The sequence below is a fragment of the Sphingobium phenoxybenzoativorans genome, from assembly GCF_018286635.1.
In the GTDB taxonomy this organism is placed as follows: domain Bacteria; phylum Pseudomonadota; class Alphaproteobacteria; order Sphingomonadales; family Sphingomonadaceae; genus Sphingobium; species Sphingobium phenoxybenzoativorans.
This window is the reverse complement of the sequence record NZ_CP073910.1, coordinates 451,155-469,590: the sequence shown is the minus strand read 5'-3', so window position 1 is coordinate 469,590 and position 18,436 is coordinate 451,155. Positions and strand designations below refer to the sequence as shown.

Here is an 18,436-nt window from a genome sequence, read left to right as displayed (position 1 = left end):
GTGAACCTATGTCCCTGATCGTTTTCCCCGCCATCGACCTGAAAGGAGGGCAGGTCGTCCGCCTTGCCGAAGGCGATATGGACCGCGCCACCGTCTATGGCGACGACCCCGCCGCGCAGGCGATGCTGTTTGCAGAGGCGGGCGCGATGCACCTGCATGTCGTCGATCTGGACGGCGCGTTCGCAGGCCATGCGGTGAATGCGGCGGCGGTGGAGAAGATCGTCGAGACCTTCCCCGGCCATGTCCAGCTTGGCGGCGGCATCCGGTCGATGGAGTCGGTGGAGCGCTGGTTCGACCTGGGCGTCTCCCGCATCGTCATCGGCACGGCGGCGCTGAAAGACCCGGATTTCGTGAAGCGCGCGGCGCGGGAATTTCCCGGCGGCATCGTCGTCGCCGTCGATGCGCGCGACGGCTTCGTCGCGACCGAGGGCTGGGCGGAAAAGTCCGACATGCCCATCGCCGACATGGCCCGCCGGTTCGAGGATGCGGGCGTCGCCGCGCTCCTCTTTACCGATGTCGGCCGCGACGGGCTGCTGAAAGGCTGCAACATCGACGCGACCGTCGACCTCGCCCGCGCAACCGATATTCCAGTGATCGCCAGCGGCGGCGTGGCGGGCATTTCCGACATCCGCATCCTCAGCCTGCACGCCGATGAGGGCATTGAGGGCGTCATCACCGGCCGTGCGCTCTATGACGGGCGGCTGGACCTGAAAGCGGCGCTGGCCGTGGCGCAGGCGGCGGCGTGAGGGGCTGGACTTCCCACCCCGTTCGTCCTGAGCTTGTCGAAGGGCTGTCCTTCCTTGAAGGAAAGGGCAGGGCTTCGACAGGCTCAGCCCGAACGGAGATAGTGGATATCGGGCTAGGGGAAAGGCGCCCGCGCCCATGACCGTCCGCACCCGCGTCATTCCCTGCCTGGACGTCGCCAATGGGCGCGTGGTGAAGGGCGTCAATTTCGTCGACCTGCGCGATGCGGGCGATCCGGTCGAGCAGGCCAAGGTCTATGACGCGGCGGGCGCGGACGAGTTGTGCTTCCTGGACATCACCGCCAGCCATGAGGCGCGGGGGACGATCCTGGACGTCGTGCGGCGCACCGCCGAGGTCTGCTTCATGCCGGTGACGGTCGGCGGCGGCGTGCGGTCGCCGGAGGATGCGCGCGCGCTGTTGCTTGCGGGCGCCGACAAGGTGGCGGTGAACAGCGCCGCCGTCTCCCGGCCGGAAGTGGTCGCCGACATTGCCGACCGCTTCGGCAGCCAGTGCGTCGTCGCCTCCGTCGATGCGCGGCGGGTGGGCGAGGGCCGGTGGGAAATCTTCACCCATGGCGGTCGCCGCGCGACCGGCATCGACGCGGTGGCGCATGCCGTGCGCCTGGCGGACCTGGGCGCGGGCGAGCTGCTCGTCACATCGATGGACGGCGACGGCACGAAGGCGGGCTATGACCTGGCCCTGACCCGCACCATCGCCGACGCCGTGTCCGTGCCAGTGATCGCCAGCGGCGGCGTCGGCACGCTCGATCATCTGGTGGAGGGCGTGACGCAAGGCCATGCCAGCGCGGTGCTTGCCGCGTCGATCTTCCATTTCGGGCAGCATACGATCGCGCAGGCGCATGCGGCGCTGGCGGCGGCGGGCATTCCGACGCGGCGTCCGCTCGCCACCTGAAGCCACTTTCCCATTGACGCCCCGGCCAAGCCCGGCTCAATGGCCGCCATGCGTGACAGCCTAGACACATTGGAAGCGACCATCCGGGAACGGCGCGCCGCCGACCCCGATACATCCTATGTCGCCAAGCTGACGGCGAAGGGCCGCGCGAAGATCGCGCAGAAGCTGGGCGAGGAAGCGGTGGAGACCGTGATCGCCGCCATGGCGGACGACCGGGCGGGCGTGGTGTCGGAAAGCGCCGACCTGCTGTTCCACCTCACCGTCCTGCTGGCCGATATGGGCCTGTCCCTGGACGATGTCTGCGCGGAACTGGACCGGCGGGAGGGCGTATCGGGCCTGACCGAAAAGGCATCGAGGGTTCCGGACGCAAAACAACCACATATCAGCAGTAGCAAAATTGAGGGTAGTGGTAAGCGCCGGCACACCAATTCGAATTTTGATCAACATGGTTTGCCGCCACAAGACGATGTGATGGAAGCGCTGCATCTGTTTCTGGCTAAACAGCAGAACTGGATAGAGCCATCGGAAGCATATCGCGGATTGGCCGATCATTTTCGCCTCGAAGCTGAGGCCCTATCGAGCACAATGGCGGATGGACGCAGCCATTGGGAGAACCGGGTCCAATGGGCACGGAAGAAGTTGGTTGATAATGGATCGCTCGACAACAGTCGTCGTGGACTATGGAAACTGAAAAATGGGAAATAGGTGAATGCCCGTCGACGCGACCCTGCCCTATGACGACAGCAACATCTTCGCGAAAATCCTGCGCGGGGAGATTCCGTGCACGAAGGTCTATGAGGATGACCACGCCCTCGCCTTCAACGACATCAGCCCGCAGGCGCCGACCCATATATTGGTGATCCCCAAGGGCGCCTATGTGAGCTGGGACGATTTTTCCGCGCGCGGGAGCGACGCGGAAATCGCCGGGTTCGTCCGGGCGGTCGGCGCGGTAGCGCGGGACGCGGGGCTGGTGGCGCCGGGATATCGCCTGCTGGCCAATGCCGGGACGCATTCCCTGCAGGAAGTGCCCCATCTGCACGTCCATATCGTCGCCGGGCGTCCGCTGGGACCGCTGCTGGTGCGCTAAATCCTATTCGTCATCCCGGCGAAGGCAGGGACCCGCTTGTTCTTCCACGGCGCGAGGAAGCGGGATCCCCGCCTTCGCGGGGATGACGGCGCGTGAGACTTCAAGGACTTAGGGTTTCGACAGGCGCATTTCCGTTCCATCAGGACAGAAGCCAGGCCGCCTCCCCCTGCCCACGCAAAAACTTTCACGCGGCAGCAACATGCTTGCGCGCGCCGATTTTGGCGATAGTCTCCTGCCCTTCAATAAAAGGCGTGCGGTCTGCGATGCGCCATAGGGAAAGAGACAATCATTCATGATTTTCGGGCGCATCAAGTCTCTCGACGCCATTTTGGCGACCGCTGAAAAGAAATCGCTGCACCGTTCGCTCGGCGCTTTCCAGCTTACCATGCTGGGCATTGGCGCGGTCATCGGCACCGGCATCTTCGTGCTGACGGCGGAGGCCGCGCAGAAGGCCGGGCCGGGCATGATGCTGTCCTTCGTCATCGCCGGCTTCGTCTGCGCGGTCGCCGCGCTCTGCTACGCGGAAATGGCCTCGATGGTGCCGGTTTCCGGCTCCGCCTACACCTACAGCTACGCCGTGATGGGCGAACTGATCGCCTGGATGGTCGGCTGGGCGCTGATCCTGGAATATGCGGTGGCGGCGGGCGCGGTGTCCGTGGGCTGGTCCGGCTATGTGGTCGGCCTGCTGGAGCATACATTCCATATCGACATACCCGACCTGCTGACGCGCGGGCCGTTCGACGGCGGCATGGTCAACCTGCCCGCCATGTTCATCGCCTCGCTCGTCACCTGGCTGCTGGTGATCGGCACCAAGGAAAGCGCCGCCGTGAACGCAGTGCTGGTGGCGATCAAGGTGTCCGCGCTGACCCTGTTCGTCGTCCTTGCCCTGCCCGTCATCAAGATGGAGCAGTTCACGCCGTTCGCGCCGCTGGGCTTTAGCGGCATATCGGCGGCGGCGGCCTCCATCTTCTTCGCCTATGTCGGTTTCGACGCCGTTTCCACGGCGGCCGAGGAAACCAAGAATCCACAACGCAACATGCCCATCGGCCTGATCGGTTCGCTGGGCATCTGCACCATTTTCTACATGCTGGTGGCCGCGGGCGTCATCGGCACCGTGGGCGCGCAGCCGGTCTATGGTCCGGCCGGCGAGATTCTGGCTCCGGGCAGCACGGCCCTGTCGCAGCAATGCGCCGCGCTGGCCGCCTCCGGAAGCGAAGCCGTCACCTGCTCGAAGGAGGCGCTGGCCTGGACCCTGCGCGAAATCGGCTGGCCGCAGATCGGCAACCTGCTCGGCCTTGCCGCCGGTCTCGCTTTGCCGTCGGTCATCCTGATGATGATGTTCGGCCAGACCCGCATCTTCTTCGTCATGAGCCGCGACGGCCTGCTGCCCGCCATGTTCTCGAAGGTCCATCCGACCTACAAGACGCCGCATGTCATCACGATCCTGACCGGCATTTTCGTCGCGCTGTTCGCGGCCTTCTTCCCGGTCGGCATTCTGGCCGACATTTCCAACTCCGGCACGCTGTTCGCCTTCGCCGCCGTCTCCATCGCGGTGATGGTGCTGCGCCGGACCGATCCGAACCGCGTCCGGCCGTTCCGCACGCCCGGCATCATGGTGACCGCGCCGATTGCGATTGCGGGCTGCCTCTATCTGTTCTTCAGCCTGGGCATGGAAACCAAGCTGATGTTTGTCGGCTGGGCGGCGGTCGGCCTGCTGGTCTATTTCGGCTACAGCTATCGCCGCAGCCATGTCGGCCAGGGCTTCAGCGAGACGCATGAGGATGATGAGGGCATTCCGCCCCTGCCGGTGCCGCCGGTCAACTGACAGCGACGGCGCAGTCCATCAGATCAAAAGGCCCGCCGGCGACACCCGGCGGGCCTTTTTCTATCCGCTTGTCCTGACGGGATGAAAAGCTGTGCGCCCCTGCGCGGGCAGGCGCAAATTCCGCTCAGCAGGAAAACAGCCTAATGCGCGGCGTTGCGCAGGGCGCCGTGATGGGGCCGGGTGAACAGTTTCCAGCGTTCGGCCCAGGCCACCAGCAACAGCGCCAGGCTGCCATAGCCCAGAAAGCCCAGCGCCATCGGCAGGGTCGTGCCATTGAACTGCGCGCCGATGAACGCGCCAAGCCCGGCGGACACGATGGTCGTCACAAACGCCTGAAAGGAGGAGGCAAGCCCCGCCCCGCGCGCGAACGGCTCCATGGAGATCGCGCCGAAATTGGACCCGGTGAGCGAGATGACCAGCATGGTGAGCACCTGGAAAATGATGAAGCTGATCATCGTTTCCATGCCCAGCCAGGCGGTCATCGTGTGAATGGCGCCCAGCATGATCAACACGATCAGGGCGCTCTGGCTCACCCGGCGCGCGCCGATCCGCTCCACCAACTGGCTGTTGAAGAAGCTGCCCACGGCCATGCCGCCCGCAATGCTGGCGAAGGCGATGGGGAAGATGCCCGGCGCGTGGAAAATGTCGAAGAAAATCTGCTGCGCCGATGTCAGGAAGCCGATCATGCCGCCCATCGCCACGCCCGTCGCCAGCATATAGCCGATGGAGGTGCGATGGCTGACCACCGTCCACAGCATGCGGCCAATGTCCCGGGCATGGATTTCCACCCTGTGCGCCGGGTCAAGCGTTTCGGGCAAGCGGATCGCCGTCCAGATCAGGATGACGCAGGACAGGACCAGCAGAACCCCGAAGATCCAGCGCCAGGGCGCGAAGAACAGGATGATCTGCCCGAATGTCGGCGCAAGGATCGGCACAAGCATGAACACGACGAAGACCAGCGACATGACCCGCGCCATCGCATCGCCCTGAAACCTGTCGCGCACGATGCTGACGGCGATCACGCGCATCGCGGCCGCGAAAAAGCCGGAAAAGGCCCGCGCGACCAGCATCACGGCAAAGCTGGGCGCAAGCGCGCAGACCATCGTCGTGACCAGCATCAGGCCAAGGCAGATGAGCAGCACGGGCCTGCGCCCGTAGCGGTCGGACAGGGAGCCGTAGAACAGCGCGCCGACGCCAAGGCCCATGAAATAGGCGGTGATGATCCATTGCCGGTCATTGGGATTGTGGATGCCCAGACTCTCGCCAATGGCGGGAAGCGCAGGCAGCATCGGGTCGATCGACAACGCATTCATCGCCATCAGGCCGGCGATCAGCGCAACAAACTCCTTGAAGCCCAGCGGAAAATCTTTCGCGCCGGCTGCGGGAGGGGATGGCCGCTCATTTTGCATGCGAGCGCTATGGCGGGAAAGCCGCCCGCCCGCTACCCCCCGACCAGCGATTATTTGATGCTGGACCCGGCGATCCCGCATCCCTTGAGCACGGCGTCGGCAAGGGACACCTGCACGCGCTGGCCATAATCGCGGTCGCTCATGCCATCATCGCAGCCGCCGGGCGTCGCGCTGAGTTGCACGCCATCGCCCGTCAGGCGCAGCGTGCCGCCAGCGGTCGAACGAGATACCGCGAAATAGCGCGAAGCCTTGCCCGGCATGTCGAGGACCAGCGTGCCGCCCACCAGCGTCGCCGACCAGAAAGGCTCGGTTCCCGTGGCGCGGAACGCCGCCGGATCGTCATTGGGCAATGTCCGCGCATGCGGCGCGCTGCTGTTGGATACCGCCGCCGCTGTCTGATTGGCGGGCGCTTCGGCGGCGTTGGCGGCCGTTTCCACAGCGTTCAGGGCGTTATCCGCATCCGCTTCGGCCGGGAGCGGCCATTTCGCGCGGGACTTGGCGGCGTTCGCCGCATCGGACCCAAGCGGGTCCGCGCCGGAGGAACATGCGGCAAGGGACGATGCCAGCAAAGCGATCAGGGCGAGGGCGAATGCCGGTCTGGATGCCATAGGAGGCGCACCATGCCCGCGTTCGCGCGGATCGGCAAGATTGAACGGATAGATCAGTATTGGAAACGATGAAGTGAAATCGTTGCTATATATGGGTATCCGGCTCCAGCCTATACGGGACCGCACAGCCCGCCATGATGGTGCGGCGCAGGAGTGACCCTCATGCACAATATCGCCGCCCCCGCCATCGCTCTCCGCCCCCGCCCCCGCCCCCGCCCCCGCCCCCGTGCTTGGCCCCGCCGGCAGCGGATCTCCATTCCGTTCCGCGCCGTCATCACCCTGGCCGCCATGTCGGCCCTGCTATCGTCGATCACCCTGATCGTCGCGGCCGCCGTCGGCGACATATTGGTCGGAATGATGGCGTCGCTGGTCGCCTTCACCGCCTCCGCCCCCGTGCTTGGCCCCGTGCTGGGCGCGGACAGCCGGGGAGCGCGCTCATGACCGGCATGTTCATCGAACAGCGCGACGCCGCCATCGCGCGCCGCTTCGCCACTTTCCCCGCAACCTCCCCGATCGAGGCGGCGGCGGCGGCCATTGGCCGTCAGGACGCGGCGAGGCCCGGCGCGCGGCTGCGCCTGATCCTTTCCCGCCATCCGCGCGTGCTGAAATGGGTGCGCATCCTGTTCGGGTTCCGCACGGAAAACGGCCTGGCCGACGACCGGCTGGAGGCGATCCGGGCGGAAGCCTTCTCGCGGGCCTTGCTGTCAGGACGGGGTTTGTCCTAGTCCGGGGGCATGGCGACCACCCGCGAAGAGCTGCACAGCAGCGCATTGTCCATCCTGGCCGATCTGGTCGCATTCGACACGACATCGCGCGATTCCAACCTGGCCCTGATCGCCTATGTGGAGCAGCGCCTGTCCACGATCGGCGTGACCGCGCGGCGGGTCATGAGCGCGGACGGACGCAAGGCCAATCTCTACGCGACGATCGGCCCTGTACGCGAGCAGGGCATCGTCCTGTCCGGCCATACCGATGTGGTGCCGGTGGACGGTCAGCCCTGGACCAGCGATCCCTTCACCCTGACCCGGCGCGGCGACCGGCTTTATGGCCGGGGCACCTGCGACATGAAGGGGTTTCTGGCGCTGGCGCTCGCCGCCGCCCCCCATCTTGCCGCGCCGGAGCGGGCCGGGCGTCCGGCGCACCTCGCTTTCTCCTATGATGAGGAGATCGGATGCCTGGGCGCGCCGCACATGATCCGCGAGATTGTGGCGAACCTGCCCCGCCCCGCCGCCGTCATCGTTGGCGAACCGACGAATATGGAGGTTGTGAGCGGGCATAAGGGCATCACCACCCATGTCGTCACGGTGACGGGGCATGAGGCGCATTCCAGCCTGACCCATCTGGGCATTTCCGCCAATATGGTCGCGATCCGCCTGATGGCGATGCTGAGCGATCTGGCGGAGACGCTGAAAAGCGGCGCGGACCCCGCCTCCCCTTTCGTCCCGCCGCATGCGACGCTGACCATCGGCCAGATCAATGGCGGCACCGCCGTCAACATATTGGCGCGCGAATGCCGCTTCGCCTTCGACTTCCGCTCCCCGCCGGGCACGGATGTCGATGCGCTGCTTGCGCCATTCAAGGCGGAGGCCGCGCGGATCGACGCCGAGATGAAGGCGCTATGGCCCGAAACCGGCGTGGAGGTGGTCCGCCGTTCCGCCGCGCCGCCTTTCGCGCCCGAACCGGACGGCGTGGCGGAACGGGTGGCGCGCATCCTGTCCGGCGACAATGGCCAGCCGCGCGTCGTATCCTATGCGGCGGAGGCCGGGCAGTTTCAGCAGGCGGGCTTTTCCACCGTGATCTGCGGCCCCGGCTCCATCGAGCAGGCGCACCAGCCCGACGAATATGTCGAAATCGGCCAGATGGAGAGAGGAGCGGCCTTCATGGAGCGGCTGATAGCGATGCTCCATGGCGATCATTCCCCTACATCGCCCCAGATAGCGGAGGCCCAATAATGGCGCAGGACAGCGGCCCGACATCCCATATCTACATGTCGCAGCGGTTGCGGCTGCACTATGTCGACTGGGGCAATCCCGATGCGCCGCCGCTCCTGCTGCTGCATGGCGGGCGCGACCATTGCCGCAACTGGGACTGGATCGCGCGCGAGTTGCGCCATGACTGGCACATCATCGCGCCCGACCTGCGCGGGCATGGCGACAGCGCCCATTCCGCCGAAGGCTATTATGGCATGGAGGCGATGGTCTATGACCTGGCGCAGTTGATCCACCAGCAATCGCTGGCGCCGCTGTCCATCGTCGCCCATTCGCTCGGCGGCAATATCGCGCTGCGCTATACCGGCCTGTTTCCGGACAAGGTGCGCAAGCTGGTCGCGATCGAGGGGCTGGGTCCGCCCGCCGCGATGGAGGCGGAATGGGCGAGCAAGCCCATGCATCAGCGCGTGATCGACTGGATCGGCGACAAGCGCGCGCTCAGCGGCCGCCAGCCCAAACGCTATGCCTCCATCGAGGAGGCGCTGGCGCGGATGATGGCGGAGAACACCCATCTGACCGCCGAGCGCGCCCGGCATCTGACCATCCACGGCATCAGCCAGAATGAGGACGGCAGCTATAGCTGGAAGTTCGACAATTATCTGCGCATCTTCCCGCCCGTGGACCTGACGCCGGAGCAGAAACAGGCGCTGTGGGGCCGCATCACCTGCGACACGCTGCTGGTCTATGGCAAGCAGAGCTGGGCGACCAATCCCGCCGATGACGGGCGGCTGAACTGGTTCAACAATGCCCGCGTGTCGCTATATGACAATGCCGGCCATTGGGTGCATCATGACCGGCATGACGCCTTCGTCGCGGAGATCAGGGCGTTTCTTGCCTGATGGCCTTGCATGATGGCGCGCCGGGCCACGGCCCGGCCCATTTTCAGGCATGCGGCAGCCGTGTGAAGCTCCCCTCACGCTGCGGCGGCAGAACCCTCCCGCCGCGCGAAGCCAGGTTGGTGCGGATGCCCGTATGACCGCGCAGCGATTCGTCCTGCTGCCATTGCTGCTCATCCGGACTCGCCGGTTCCATGACGGAGATATAGACGGCGCAACCCAGCAGCCCCAATAGTATGACGGATATGAATCCGGCGACGATCACCGCGACAATGAACATCTTATGCTTCCCGATAAGCGCTTATAAACGCGCCATTTTTCCTGAGAAGCAGTTGGAACCAATTTAGTTAACAAATAGTTAACGACCGATCCGATCCGGGCATGATTCGTCGCGTGGCGACAGCCGCCGGGCGCGATCCGGTATCATGGTGCGGCAGGATGAGCCGGGAGCCGGCTCATGCCGAAAAAGGGCGGGACGCTCCTGAGAAAACAAGAGCATAGTCCCGCCGCCTGACCTCCCTAAACGTCCAGATTGGCGACGTTCAGCGCATTGTCCTGAATGAACTCGCGGCGCGGCTCGACGACATCGCCCATCAGGCGGGTGAAAATCTCGTCCGCGACGTCCGCCTGATCCACCTCGACGCGCAGCATCGAGCGGTTGTTGGGATCGAGCGTGGTTTCCCAGAGCTGCTCGGCGTTCATTTCGCCAAGACCTTTATAGCGCTGGATCGCCAGCCCCTTGCGCCCCGCCGCGAGAATCGCGTCCAGCAGGTCGCTGGGCCGCGACACCGCAATGCCCTTGGCTGGGATCGCCGCTTCCTCGCCCTCGGCGGTTTCTTCCGACGCCTGCGCCGCCGCCTTCGCCGTCACCAGACGGCTGGCGTGGCGGTAGGCGTCCTTCTGCTCGGTCGCCAGCGCGTGCAGCTTGCGCGCCTCGGCCGAACCCAGGAACGCCGCCTCGATCACATGATGATCGGTGACGCCGCGCCACAGACGCCGGAAATGATAACCGCCCTCGGCGGAAATCTCGCCGCTCCACGATCCTTCGGGGTCATGGCCGCCCATCCAGACCGTCGCCTCCGCCAGCCGCGCGGCGCGGTCGGCAGCGGACAGGTCCACGTCCAGCGCGCCGGAAATGGACAGCGCCTCAATGATCCGCGAGTCGTAGCGGCGCGGCACATAGCGCATCAGCGTGCGCATCCGCCGCGCATGGTCGATCAACTCGCGCAGGCCGTCATTGAAGATCGTGCCCTCGCTGGTTTCCAGCGCCATGGTATCGACGCCATTGTCGACCAGATACTGGTCCAGCGCCGCTTCGTTCTTCAGATACACCTCGGACCGTCCGCGCGTCGCCTTGTAGAGCGGCGGCTGGGCGATATAGAGATGCCCGTTCTCGATGATCTGCGGCATTTGCCGGTAGAAGAAAGTCAGCAGCAGCGTGCGGATATGCGCGCCGTCGACGTCCGCGTCGGTCATGATGACGATCTTGTGATACCGCAGCTTCTCGATATTGAAATCGTCGCGGATGCCGGTGCCCATCGCCTGAATGAGCGTGCCGACTTCCTTGGACGACAACATCCGGTCAAACCGGGCGCGCTCCACGTTTAAAATCTTGCCCTTCAGCGGCAGGATCGCCTGATAATGGCGGTCGCGGCCCTGCTTGGCGGAGCCGCCTGCCGAATCGCCCTCGACCAGGAACAGTTCGGACTTGGCCGGGTCGCGCTCCTGACAGTCGGCGAGCTTGCCGGGCAGCGAAGCGATGTCCATCACGCCCTTGCGCCGGGTCAGTTCGCGCGCCTTCTTCGCGGCTTCGCGCGCGGCGGCGGCGTCGATCACCTTCTGGATGATCATCTTCGCGTTGGCCGGATTTTCCTCCAGCCACTCCGCCATCTTGTCGGCCATCAGGCTTTCCAGCGGCTGGCGAACCTCTGACGAGACCAGCTTATCCTTGGTCTGCGACGAGAATTTGGGATCGGGCAGCTTGACCGAGACGATGGCGGTCAGCCCCTCGCGCATATCCTCGCCGGTCAGCGAGACCTTCTCCTTCTTCAGCATGCCGGACTTGTCGGCATAGCTGTTGAGGGTGCGGGTCAGCGCCGCGCGGAACGCCGCGATATGCGTGCCGCCGTCGCGCTGCGGGATGTTGTTGGTGAAAGCGAGGACATTTTCATAATAGCTGTCGTTCCATTCCAGCGCGACGTCGATGGTCACATCGTCGCGCGTGCCGGAAATCGCGATCGGGTCGGGCATCAACGATTGCTTGTTGCGGTCCAGCCATTTGACGAAGGCCGCGATGCCGCCCTCATAATAGAGCTCGATCGTCTTGCTTTCCTCATGCCGCGCGTCGGTCAGGAACAGGCGCACGCCGCTGTTGAGGAAGGCCAGCTCGCGATAGCGATGCTCCAGCTTCTCGAAATCATATTCCGTGACGTTCTTGAACGTCTCGGTGGAGAACATGAAGGTGACTTTCGTGCCCTTCTTCCCCTCCGGCGCGGGACCTAGCACCTTGAGCGGCGCTTCGGCGTCGCCGTTGCGGAAGCGCATCCAATGCTCCTGCCCGTCGCGCCAGATGTTCAGCTCCAGCCAGTCGGACAGCGCGTTCACCACGGACACGCCGACGCCGTGCAGACCGCCCGACACCTTATAGGCGTTGTCGTCCGACGTATTTTCGAACTTACCGCCCGCATGAAGCTGCGTCATGATGACTTCGGCCGCCGAAACGCCCTCCTCGGCATGAATGCCGGTCGGAATGCCGCGGCCATTGTCCATCACGCTGACCGAGCCATCGGGGTTCAAGGTGATGTCGATCCGGTCGCAATGCCCGGCCAAAGCCTCGTCAATGGCGTTGTCCGACACCTCGAACACCATATGATGCAGGCCGGAGCCGTCATCGGTGTCGCCGATATACATGCCGGGGCGCTTGCGGACCGCATCCAGCCCTTTCAGGACCTTGATCGAATCCGCGCCATATTCGTTGCTGTTGGGGGAGCTTTTGCTGTCTTCGTTCATCGTTGCCATATAGGGATGCGACACGCGAAACTAAAGCAAAAAGGGGCATGGTCAGGCGCGGCCGGACGCCCCGCCAAGAGGACCTTTTTCATGCGCTTTTCCGCCATTCCCCTGCTGCTGATGGCGTTGGCGGCCTGTTCCGACAGCCAGTCCGTCATGGATGCGTTGCCCAACAGCTCGATCGCCGGCGCGGAGCGGGAGGATATGCCCGAAACGCGGCTGGAAAGCGCGATCGCCCGGCCGGTCACGATCGGCGAGGACGGCCCGCGCCTGGACGCTTGCGGCGCGACCGGCGTGGTGCGCGGCCCCGGCGCGGACGGGGCGCTGGACCTGCGCGCCGCCCCCTTTGCCGGGGCGCAGCGCATCGCCACGCTGGCGGAGGGCCGCCGCGTCCATGTCTGCACCCGCAGCATCGACCAGCGCTGGCTGGGCGTGGTGGTGCAGCCCGCCGCGCCCGAACCGGCGGCGGAAAAGGCGGCGGACAATGGGATGGAAGGGGCGGCCGAAGCCCCCAAAGCCGCCGATTGCGGCGTCTCCCGCCCGGTGGAGGCCAAGCGGGCCTATGACGGCCCCTGCGAAAGCGGCTGGGTGTCGAGCGCTTTCGTGCGGCTGGTGGGGGGTTAGGGGGACGCGGGCCAAGCCCCCTCGCCCCTCAGGCCATATCTGGGGCCTGCTCCCGCTCCCTTGCCGGACATGAAGAAATAGCGGGATCCCGGATCAAGTCCGGGATGACGAGAAAGAGATGGAAGGGCCAAACATCCCGCTCCGTCCCCCACCACGTCATTCCCGCGCAGGCGGGAACCATCTCCCACCATGTCCTTCACTGCCCAAGGCGCGTTGGGTCCCCGCGTGCGCGGGGATGACGAAGTTGGGTCGGTGACGAACATCATCGTGCAACTCACAGCCGTCATCCCGGACTTGATCCGGGATCCATGAGCGCAAGCTTCTGTGCAGTCATGCTGACGGGGAGCCAATGGATCGCGCATCAAGTGCGCGATGACGGAAGGGTGGAAAAGGGACGATCCACTATTGGTCGTTAGCCGACCCAAAACTCCGCCTAACGCCCCGCGACAAACGCCGCGCGATATTCCGGCTTGATTGCCTGGATCATCGCCGCGTCGACCGGCACGTCTATGTCATAGCTGCCCTCGGCATAGGGTCCCGCCTCATAGGGGCCGATGATCACGCGGATGCGGTCGATGCCGCCGCCCTTGCCCGCTTCGGGCGTCAGCACCTGCTTCATCGGATCGACGCAGATGCTGAAATCGTCCGCGCCGCGCTTCACCTTTTCGCCCCGCTTTTCCGCGCGGGCGTCGTCCAGCGCGTTGCAGAAGCGGCCGGAAATGGCGGCGGAGAACGCCGCCGGCGAGGTCATCAGCGCCGTGACGGGAATATCCTTCGCCGCCTGCTTGTCCCACAGCAGTCCCGACCATGCCGTCATCCCGTGCGCGCCGCCGGTATAGACATAGGTTTCGCCGACCAGCCCCAGGAAACGGGGCGTGTCGGCATGCACCGTCCATGTCGTCTGCAGGCTATGCTGGCGGAAGGGATAGTCCGCTTCCTTGGCGGATTTCTGATCCTCGGCCGCCGCTTTCAGCGCGTCCGCCTTCGCCTTGTCCATCTGCCCGGTCAGTTTTTCGGCGACAACGGGAATCGCCGCCGCCTGTGCGGGATAGGCGTAGGAAAATTCCAGCGCTTCCGACTTATCCTCCAGCTTGAACGGCTTGGCGGGCGCGGCGGAGCTGGCCGCGGCGGCGTTTGATCCAACCGCATCCGCCGCGTTCGCCCGGTCATTCCCGGCGTCATTCCCGGCATCGTTTCCGGCCGGTCCGGAACAGGCCGCCGCCAGCAGGACGCACAGCAGCGCCGAGCGGCGGCGCACCCATTCCGGCGCGATCATCAGTGCGCCTGGTCCGGCAGCCGGTCCCGGATCGCCTTGCGCGCATAGTCGCTGGACAGCGCCGCGCCGACATTGGGCCAGCCCTCGCCGATCAGCGCCTGCTCAACGGCGTGGACATTCGCGAAGTTGCCGCTTTCGGCGAGCTGATACGCCCGGTCGCGCACGGCGCGATCGCCCTTATTGTCTGTCAGGTTCATGGCCTTCTCTCCTTCCTCTCCAAGGTTGGTGATGATCGTCAATCTAGGCTTTTGGCCGCATAAGGCAAACGATCAGAGCGGCATAACGGTCCGCAGATCGGGTGAAATTGCGCTTCCCAATCCTTCCATATTTCCCCTACACCGCTGGCAATGACTGACTATGCCGAACTCCTCAAAGCCGACCATGATCAGGCGGCCCATGCCATCCAGCTTGTCGACAGCGAGGGGTTTCCGGCCTGGCTCCGCAAACAGCCGGAGCGGGTGCGCACCGCGATTACGGGACAGAAGTTCAGCGGAAAACCGAACGAAGTGGCGATCCTGCCCGGAGACAAGGCGGCCGAGTGGTCGGCGGTCGGCGGCGTCGCCGATACGGAGAAGCTGTCCACCTGGTGCCTCGCGAAGCTGGCCGAGACGCTGCCGGAGGGCACATACCGCCTGCATGATGCGCCGGGCGGTGCGGCGATGCTGGGCTGGCTGACCGCGCAATATAGGTTCGAGACATATCGCAAGGACGACGCGGCGCCCGGTCCGCGCATCTTGCTGACCCGCGACATCGCCCGGATCGCGCCGACCGTTGGGCAGGCGGAGGCCGTAGCGCTGGTCCGCGACCTGGTGAACACGCCCGCCGCCGACATGGGTCCGGCCGACCTGGAATCGGCGGCGGTGGAGATTGCCGAGGCGTTCGGCGCGGTGCTGACGGTGGTGCGCGGCGAGGAGTTGCAGACGCAGTTTCCGATGATCCACGCCGTCGGCCGCGCCGCTGACCGCGCCTTTTCCCCCCGCCTCATCGAATTTCGCTGGGGCGACCCCAGCCATCCGAAAGTCGCGATCGTCGGCAAGGGCGTGTCGTTCGACAGCGGCGGGCTGGACATCAAGCCGTCATCGGGCATGCGCCTGATGAAGAAGGATATGGGCGGCGCGGCCCATGCCCTGGCCTTGGCGATGCTGGTGATGGAAAGCCGCCTGCCGGTGCGCCTGCACCTGCTGATCCCCGCGGTGGAGAACGCCATATCGGGCAACGCCTTCCGCCCCGGCGACATATTGCGCAGCCGCAAGGGCCTGTCGGTCGAGATCGGCAATACCGATGCGGAGGGCCGCCTGATCCTGGGCGACGCGCTGGCCAAGGCGGTCGAGGACGGGCCGGAAATGATCCTGGACTTCGCCACGCTGACCGGCGCGGCGCGGGTGGCGCTTGGCCCGGACCTGCCCGCCTTGTTCGCCAATGACGATGCGCTGGCCGCCGATCTGGAGCGGGCGGGAGGACAGGTGGACGATCCGCTGTGGCGGCTGCCGCTCTGGTCCCCCTATGCCGACATGCTGAAATCCGACATCGCCGACATCAACAATGCGGGCGAAGGCGGGTTCGCCGGGTCGATCACGGCCGCGCTTTTCCTGCAGAAATTCGTGCCCGCCAGCATCGCCTGGGCGCATTTCGACACCTTCGCCTGGCGGCCCGCTGCGAAGCCCGGACGGCCGAAGGGCGGGGAGGCGCTGGGGCTGCGCGCCGCCTTCGCCATGCTCCAGCAGCGCTACGGCCGCACAGCCTGACGTAAAATCGCTGTTTCGGCCAACCGTTACGCAACCGCTTCGGCTATCGTGCGTTAGGGGCCTTATGAATGTTCATGCCACTTCCGACGAGCGGGTGCCGGTGGAGCATCGTGCCCTACGCGCGCTCAACCACTGGATGCATACGCTGGTCGATTATGTGCGATCGGGCGAGCCTGATCTGACCAACCGGCAAATGGCCCTGATGATGACGGTTTATGTCGAACCGGGGCCGCATACGGTGCGCGGTCTGGCCGAAGCGCTGAACGTATCGAAGCCCGTGATCACGCGCGCTCTTAACAAGCTGTCCGCCCTCGGGTATCTGCGCCGCGAACGCGACGCTGCGGATCGCCGCAACATATTCGTCGCCAGAACACCGAAAGGCGCGGAATTTCTTGACGGTTTCAACGATTTCATCGCAGGAACCAGCCGCGATGAAGGGCACCGACACACAAACGGCGGACATTGACCCGCCAGAGAGGCACAGCTTCCGCCTGAACGGCCGGTCCGTCGTTCTGGACAAGCGCGTGCATGCGGTGCGCGGCGACCTGGCCGACCTCTCCCTCGCCGGCATATTATTCTCCGCCCATTACGCCCGCGCGGTCGAGATGACCTGCGTGCTGCCCGGCGCGATGGTGCTGGAGTCGGGGCAGACCGGCGCGGCGGCCGTCACCCAATTGTTGCGGGGCGAGACGTTCCACGCGCTGGACATGACGACGCACTGGGCCTGGGGCTTTTGCGGGCATGACGGCTATGTCGGCTATATCCGGCGCGAGGCGCTGGATGCGCGGGAAACGCCGACGCATCAGGTGACGGCCCTGTCCGCGCCGCTGTTCGAAAAGCCGGACATCAAATCGCGCATCATCGATTTCTGGCCGCTGGGCGCGACCTTTTCCGGCGCGGAGGCGGACGGCTTCATCGTCTGCGCGGAGGGGCATGTGCATGCGCGCCACGCCGCCCCGCTGGGCGAACTGGAAAGCGACTGGGTCGCGGTGGCGCAGCACTTCCTTGGCCAGCCCTATGTCTGGGGCGGGCGGGGCCATGGCGGCCTCGACTGTTCGGGGCTGGTGCAGATCGCGCTGTCCCGTTGCGGCATCGCCGCCCCGCGCGACACCGACCTGCAGCGAGAAGGCATTGGCAGGCCGCTGGCCGACGACGATGCGCTCCGACGAGGGGATCTGGTCTTTTTCCCCGGCCATGTCGGGATCATGGCGGACGCGGAGAATCTGCTCCATGCGAACGCCCATTGGATGGCGACGGTGATCGAGCCTCTGGCCGACGTCATCGCCCGCCTCACGCCCACATATGCGCAGCCGGTATTGGCGCGCAGAAGGATCGCCAAGTGACCACGACTGTTTTTATCGACGGAGGGGCCGGGACCACCGGCCTGGAAATCCGGGAGCGGCTGGCCGGACGGCCGGAACTTTCGCTCATCACCCTGTCCGACGCGGAGCGCAAGGACGCCGCCGCGCGCAAGGGCGCGCTGAACGACGCCGATGTCGTCATCCTCTGCCTGCCGGACGACGCCGCGCGCGAGGCGGTGTCGCTGATCGGCAATGACCGGACGAAGGTGATCGACGCATCGACCGCGCATCGGATCGCCGACGGGTGGACCTACGGCTTTCCTGAACTGGAGCCGGACCAGGGGGAGAAGCTGGCCGCCACCCGCTTCGTCGCCAATCCGGGCTGCTACCCGACCGGCTATCTGGCGCTGGTGCGGCCGCTGGTGCGCGCCGGGCTGATCCCGCTCGACTGGCCGCTGACCGTCAACGCCGTGTCGGGCTATTCCGGCGGCGGCAAGGCGATGATCGCCATGTTCGAACAGGGCGATGCGCCCGACGCCACGGACACCGCCCACCGCGCCTACGCCCTGTCGCTGGCGCACAAGCATGTGCCGGAGATGCAGGTGCATGGCGGCACCAACCATCCGCCGCTTTTCTCGCCTGCGGTGGCGAAGGTCTATCGCGGCATGCTGGTCGAGGTGCCGCTGCAGTTGCGGGCGATGCGGGACCGGCCCTCGGTCGTGGCGCTGCACGATGCGCTGACGGCGGCTTATGCGGGATCGGACGTGGTGTCCGTGCATCCGCTGGTCGAGGGGCTGTCCATGCCCGCCATCGACATCGAGCAGGCGGGTGCGAGCGACCGGCTGGAACTGTTCGTGTTCGGCAATGAGAAGGCCGGGCAGGTCCGCCTGATCGCCGCCCTCGACAATCTGGGCAAGGGCGCGGCGGGCGCGGCGGTGCAGAACCTCAACATATTGGCGGGACTGCCGCAAACGGCGGGGTTGCGGCTTTAGATATTGAGGGCGCCGCCCAAACCGTTCGTCCTGAGCCTGTCGAAGGACTGTCCTTACTTCGAAGAAAGTGCAGGGCTTCG

20 protein-coding genes and 1 pseudogene are annotated in these 18,436 nt (G+C 65.5%); 15 read left to right on the top strand and 6 right to left on the bottom strand.

Annotation, left to right across the window (positions count from 1 at the left end; all coding sequences use genetic code 11):
* The first annotated feature begins 8 nt into the window (after positions 1-8).
* The 6 genes and pseudogenes from hisA (at position 9) to KFK14_RS02355 (ending at position 4,568) form a co-directional block, all read left to right on the top strand.
* Positions 9-746: a 1-(5-phosphoribosyl)-5-[(5-phosphoribosylamino)methylideneamino]imidazole-4-carboxamide isomerase gene (gene hisA / locus KFK14_RS02375; protein WP_212609739.1), complete on the top strand. Its 738-nt coding sequence runs from the start codon at positions 9-11 to the stop codon at positions 744-746.
* Positions 747-882: 136 nt separating this feature from the next.
* Positions 883-1,656 (top strand): imidazole glycerol phosphate synthase subunit HisF, encoded by a 774-nt coding sequence (gene hisF, locus KFK14_RS02370; protein ID WP_212609738.1) that lies wholly within the window; start codon positions 883-885, stop codon positions 1,654-1,656.
* 48 nt (positions 1,657-1,704) lie between these two features.
* Positions 1,705-2,022 (top strand): annotated as a pseudogene (locus tag KFK14_RS23955) (phosphoribosyl-ATP diphosphatase); the annotation flags it as partial.
* Between the two features lie 105 nt (positions 2,023-2,127).
* Entirely contained in the window at positions 2,128-2,361 is a 234-nt protein-coding gene (locus KFK14_RS23950; protein WP_246525010.1) for a winged helix-turn-helix domain-containing protein, read from the top strand.
* A gap of 4 nt (positions 2,362-2,365) precedes the next feature.
* Positions 2,366-2,743 carry a histidine triad nucleotide-binding protein gene (locus tag KFK14_RS02360; RefSeq protein ID WP_212609736.1) on the top strand — a complete coding sequence of 126 codons (378 nt, stop codon included), beginning with the start codon at positions 2,366-2,368 and terminating at the stop codon, positions 2,741-2,743.
* Between the two features lie 292 nt (positions 2,744-3,035).
* Positions 3,036-4,568, top strand: a complete 1,533-nt coding sequence (locus tag KFK14_RS02355; protein WP_070157594.1) for an amino acid permease — start codon at positions 3,036-3,038, stop codon at positions 4,566-4,568.
* A 140-nt stretch (positions 4,569-4,708) separates the two neighbouring features.
* Here KFK14_RS02355 and KFK14_RS02350 read toward each other — a convergent pair whose 3' ends face one another.
* Together KFK14_RS02350 and KFK14_RS02345 are read right to left on the bottom strand one after the other, a co-directional pair.
* Entirely contained in the window at positions 4,709-5,977 is a 1,269-nt protein-coding gene (locus KFK14_RS02350) for a multidrug effflux MFS transporter (RefSeq protein ID WP_212609735.1), read from the bottom strand.
* 50 nt (positions 5,978-6,027) lie between these two features.
* Positions 6,028-6,585 carry a COG3650 family protein gene (locus KFK14_RS02345; protein ID WP_212609734.1) on the bottom strand — a complete coding sequence of 186 codons (558 nt, stop codon included), beginning with the start codon at positions 6,583-6,585 and terminating at the stop codon, positions 6,028-6,030.
* 162 nt (positions 6,586-6,747) lie between these two features.
* Here KFK14_RS02345 and KFK14_RS02340 point away from each other — a divergent pair, with 162 nt between their 5' ends.
* Genes KFK14_RS02340 through KFK14_RS02325 form a run of 4 tightly spaced genes read left to right on the top strand, consistent with a single transcriptional unit; the run spans position 6,748 to position 9,412 of the window.
* Positions 6,748-7,026, top strand: a complete 279-nt coding sequence (locus KFK14_RS02340) for a hypothetical protein (RefSeq protein ID WP_212609733.1) — start codon at positions 6,748-6,750, stop codon at positions 7,024-7,026.
* On the top strand, positions 7,023-7,310 hold the full coding sequence (locus KFK14_RS02335) for a hypothetical protein (protein ID WP_212609732.1): 288 nt from the start codon (positions 7,023-7,025) through the stop codon (positions 7,308-7,310). Before KFK14_RS02340 ends, KFK14_RS02335 begins: the two co-directional genes overlap by 4 nt.
* A 9-nt stretch (positions 7,311-7,319) precedes the next feature.
* Entirely contained in the window at positions 7,320-8,537 is a 1,218-nt protein-coding gene (argE, locus tag KFK14_RS02330) for an acetylornithine deacetylase (protein WP_212609731.1), read from the top strand.
* A complete protein-coding gene (locus KFK14_RS02325; protein ID WP_212609730.1) occupies positions 8,537-9,412 on the top strand; it encodes an alpha/beta fold hydrolase in 876 nt (291 codons plus the stop codon). The genes argE and KFK14_RS02325 overlap by 1 nt, the downstream gene beginning before the upstream one ends.
* Before the next feature lie 43 nt (positions 9,413-9,455).
* Here KFK14_RS02325 and KFK14_RS02320 read toward each other — a convergent pair whose 3' ends face one another.
* Together KFK14_RS02320 and gyrB are read right to left on the bottom strand one after the other, a co-directional pair.
* Entirely contained in the window at positions 9,456-9,689 is a 234-nt protein-coding gene (locus KFK14_RS02320; protein WP_070157601.1) for a hypothetical protein, read from the bottom strand.
* A gap of 239 nt (positions 9,690-9,928) precedes the next feature.
* Positions 9,929-12,418, bottom strand: a complete 2,490-nt coding sequence (gene gyrB, locus KFK14_RS02315) for a DNA topoisomerase (ATP-hydrolyzing) subunit B (RefSeq protein WP_212609729.1) — start codon at positions 12,416-12,418, stop codon at positions 9,929-9,931.
* 90 nt (positions 12,419-12,508) lie between these two features.
* Between gyrB and KFK14_RS02310 the strand changes: the two genes are divergently transcribed.
* On the top strand, positions 12,509-13,042 hold the full coding sequence (locus tag KFK14_RS02310) for a hypothetical protein (protein WP_212609728.1): 534 nt from the start codon (positions 12,509-12,511) through the stop codon (positions 13,040-13,042).
* Between the two features lie 433 nt (positions 13,043-13,475).
* Here KFK14_RS02310 and KFK14_RS02305 read toward each other — a convergent pair whose 3' ends face one another.
* Positions 13,476-14,318: a DUF4163 domain-containing protein gene (locus KFK14_RS02305; protein ID WP_212609727.1), complete on the bottom strand. Its 843-nt coding sequence runs from the start codon at positions 14,316-14,318 to the stop codon at positions 13,476-13,478.
* Positions 14,318-14,515 carry a hypothetical protein gene (locus KFK14_RS02300; RefSeq protein WP_212609726.1) on the bottom strand — a complete coding sequence of 66 codons (198 nt, stop codon included), beginning with the start codon at positions 14,513-14,515 and terminating at the stop codon, positions 14,318-14,320. The genes KFK14_RS02305 and KFK14_RS02300 overlap by 1 nt, the downstream gene beginning before the upstream one ends.
* Before the next feature lie 150 nt (positions 14,516-14,665).
* Between KFK14_RS02300 and KFK14_RS02295 the strand changes: the two genes are divergently transcribed.
* The 4 genes from KFK14_RS02295 to argC all read left to right on the top strand — a co-directional run bounded on the left by KFK14_RS02295 (position 14,666) and on the right by argC (position 18,356).
* The gene (locus tag KFK14_RS02295) at positions 14,666-16,063 is read left to right on the top strand and encodes a leucyl aminopeptidase family protein (RefSeq protein WP_212609725.1); all 1,398 of its coding nucleotides are present in this window, start codon (positions 14,666-14,668) and stop codon (positions 16,061-16,063) included.
* 64 nt (positions 16,064-16,127) lie between these two features.
* A complete protein-coding gene (locus KFK14_RS02290) occupies positions 16,128-16,529 on the top strand; it encodes a MarR family winged helix-turn-helix transcriptional regulator (RefSeq protein ID WP_070157972.1) in 402 nt (133 codons plus the stop codon).
* On the top strand, positions 16,495-17,406 hold the full coding sequence (locus KFK14_RS02285) for a C40 family peptidase (protein ID WP_212609724.1): 912 nt from the start codon (positions 16,495-16,497) through the stop codon (positions 17,404-17,406). The genes KFK14_RS02290 and KFK14_RS02285 overlap by 35 nt, the downstream gene beginning before the upstream one ends.
* Positions 17,403-18,356, top strand: coding sequence for an N-acetyl-gamma-glutamyl-phosphate reductase (argC, locus tag KFK14_RS02280; RefSeq protein ID WP_212609723.1), 954 nt, complete (start codon positions 17,403-17,405; stop codon positions 18,354-18,356). Before KFK14_RS02285 ends, argC begins: the two co-directional genes overlap by 4 nt.
* Positions 18,357-18,436 lie beyond the last annotated feature (80 nt).

Excerpts from the sequence above, each read along its gene's own strand:
- hisA (WP_212609739.1), top strand. The coding sequence starts at position 9 with ATGTCCCTGATCGTTTTCCCCGCCATCGACCTGAAAGGAGGGCAGGTC.
- hisF (WP_212609738.1), top strand. The coding sequence starts at position 883 with ATGACCGTCCGCACCCGCGTCATTCCCTGCCTGGACGTCGCCAATGGG.
- KFK14_RS23950 (WP_246525010.1), top strand. The coding sequence starts at position 2,128 with ATGGAAGCGCTGCATCTGTTTCTGGCTAAACAGCAGAACTGGATAGAG.
- KFK14_RS02360 (WP_212609736.1), top strand. The coding sequence starts at position 2,366 with ATGCCCGTCGACGCGACCCTGCCCTATGACGACAGCAACATCTTCGCG.
- KFK14_RS02355 (WP_070157594.1), top strand. The coding sequence starts at position 3,036 with ATGATTTTCGGGCGCATCAAGTCTCTCGACGCCATTTTGGCGACCGCT.
- KFK14_RS02350 (WP_212609735.1), bottom strand. The coding sequence starts at position 5,977 with ATGCAAAATGAGCGGCCATCCCCTCCCGCAGCCGGCGCGAAAGATTTT.
- KFK14_RS02345 (WP_212609734.1), bottom strand. The coding sequence starts at position 6,585 with ATGGCATCCAGACCGGCATTCGCCCTCGCCCTGATCGCTTTGCTGGCA.
- KFK14_RS02340 (WP_212609733.1), top strand. The coding sequence starts at position 6,748 with ATGCACAATATCGCCGCCCCCGCCATCGCTCTCCGCCCCCGCCCCCGC.
- KFK14_RS02335 (WP_212609732.1), top strand. The coding sequence starts at position 7,023 with ATGACCGGCATGTTCATCGAACAGCGCGACGCCGCCATCGCGCGCCGC.
- argE (WP_212609731.1), top strand. The coding sequence starts at position 7,320 with ATGGCGACCACCCGCGAAGAGCTGCACAGCAGCGCATTGTCCATCCTG.
- KFK14_RS02325 (WP_212609730.1), top strand. The coding sequence starts at position 8,537 with ATGGCGCAGGACAGCGGCCCGACATCCCATATCTACATGTCGCAGCGG.
- KFK14_RS02320 (WP_070157601.1), bottom strand. The coding sequence starts at position 9,689 with ATGTTCATTGTCGCGGTGATCGTCGCCGGATTCATATCCGTCATACTA.
- gyrB (WP_212609729.1), bottom strand. The coding sequence starts at position 12,418 with ATGAACGAAGACAGCAAAAGCTCCCCCAACAGCAACGAATATGGCGCG.
- KFK14_RS02310 (WP_212609728.1), top strand. The coding sequence starts at position 12,509 with ATGCGCTTTTCCGCCATTCCCCTGCTGCTGATGGCGTTGGCGGCCTGT.
- KFK14_RS02305 (WP_212609727.1), bottom strand. The coding sequence starts at position 14,318 with ATGATCGCGCCGGAATGGGTGCGCCGCCGCTCGGCGCTGCTGTGCGTC.
- KFK14_RS02300 (WP_212609726.1), bottom strand. The coding sequence starts at position 14,515 with ATGAACCTGACAGACAATAAGGGCGATCGCGCCGTGCGCGACCGGGCG.
- KFK14_RS02295 (WP_212609725.1), top strand. The coding sequence starts at position 14,666 with ATGACTGACTATGCCGAACTCCTCAAAGCCGACCATGATCAGGCGGCC.
- KFK14_RS02290 (WP_070157972.1), top strand. The coding sequence starts at position 16,128 with ATGAATGTTCATGCCACTTCCGACGAGCGGGTGCCGGTGGAGCATCGT.
- KFK14_RS02285 (WP_212609724.1), top strand. The coding sequence starts at position 16,495 with ATGAAGGGCACCGACACACAAACGGCGGACATTGACCCGCCAGAGAGG.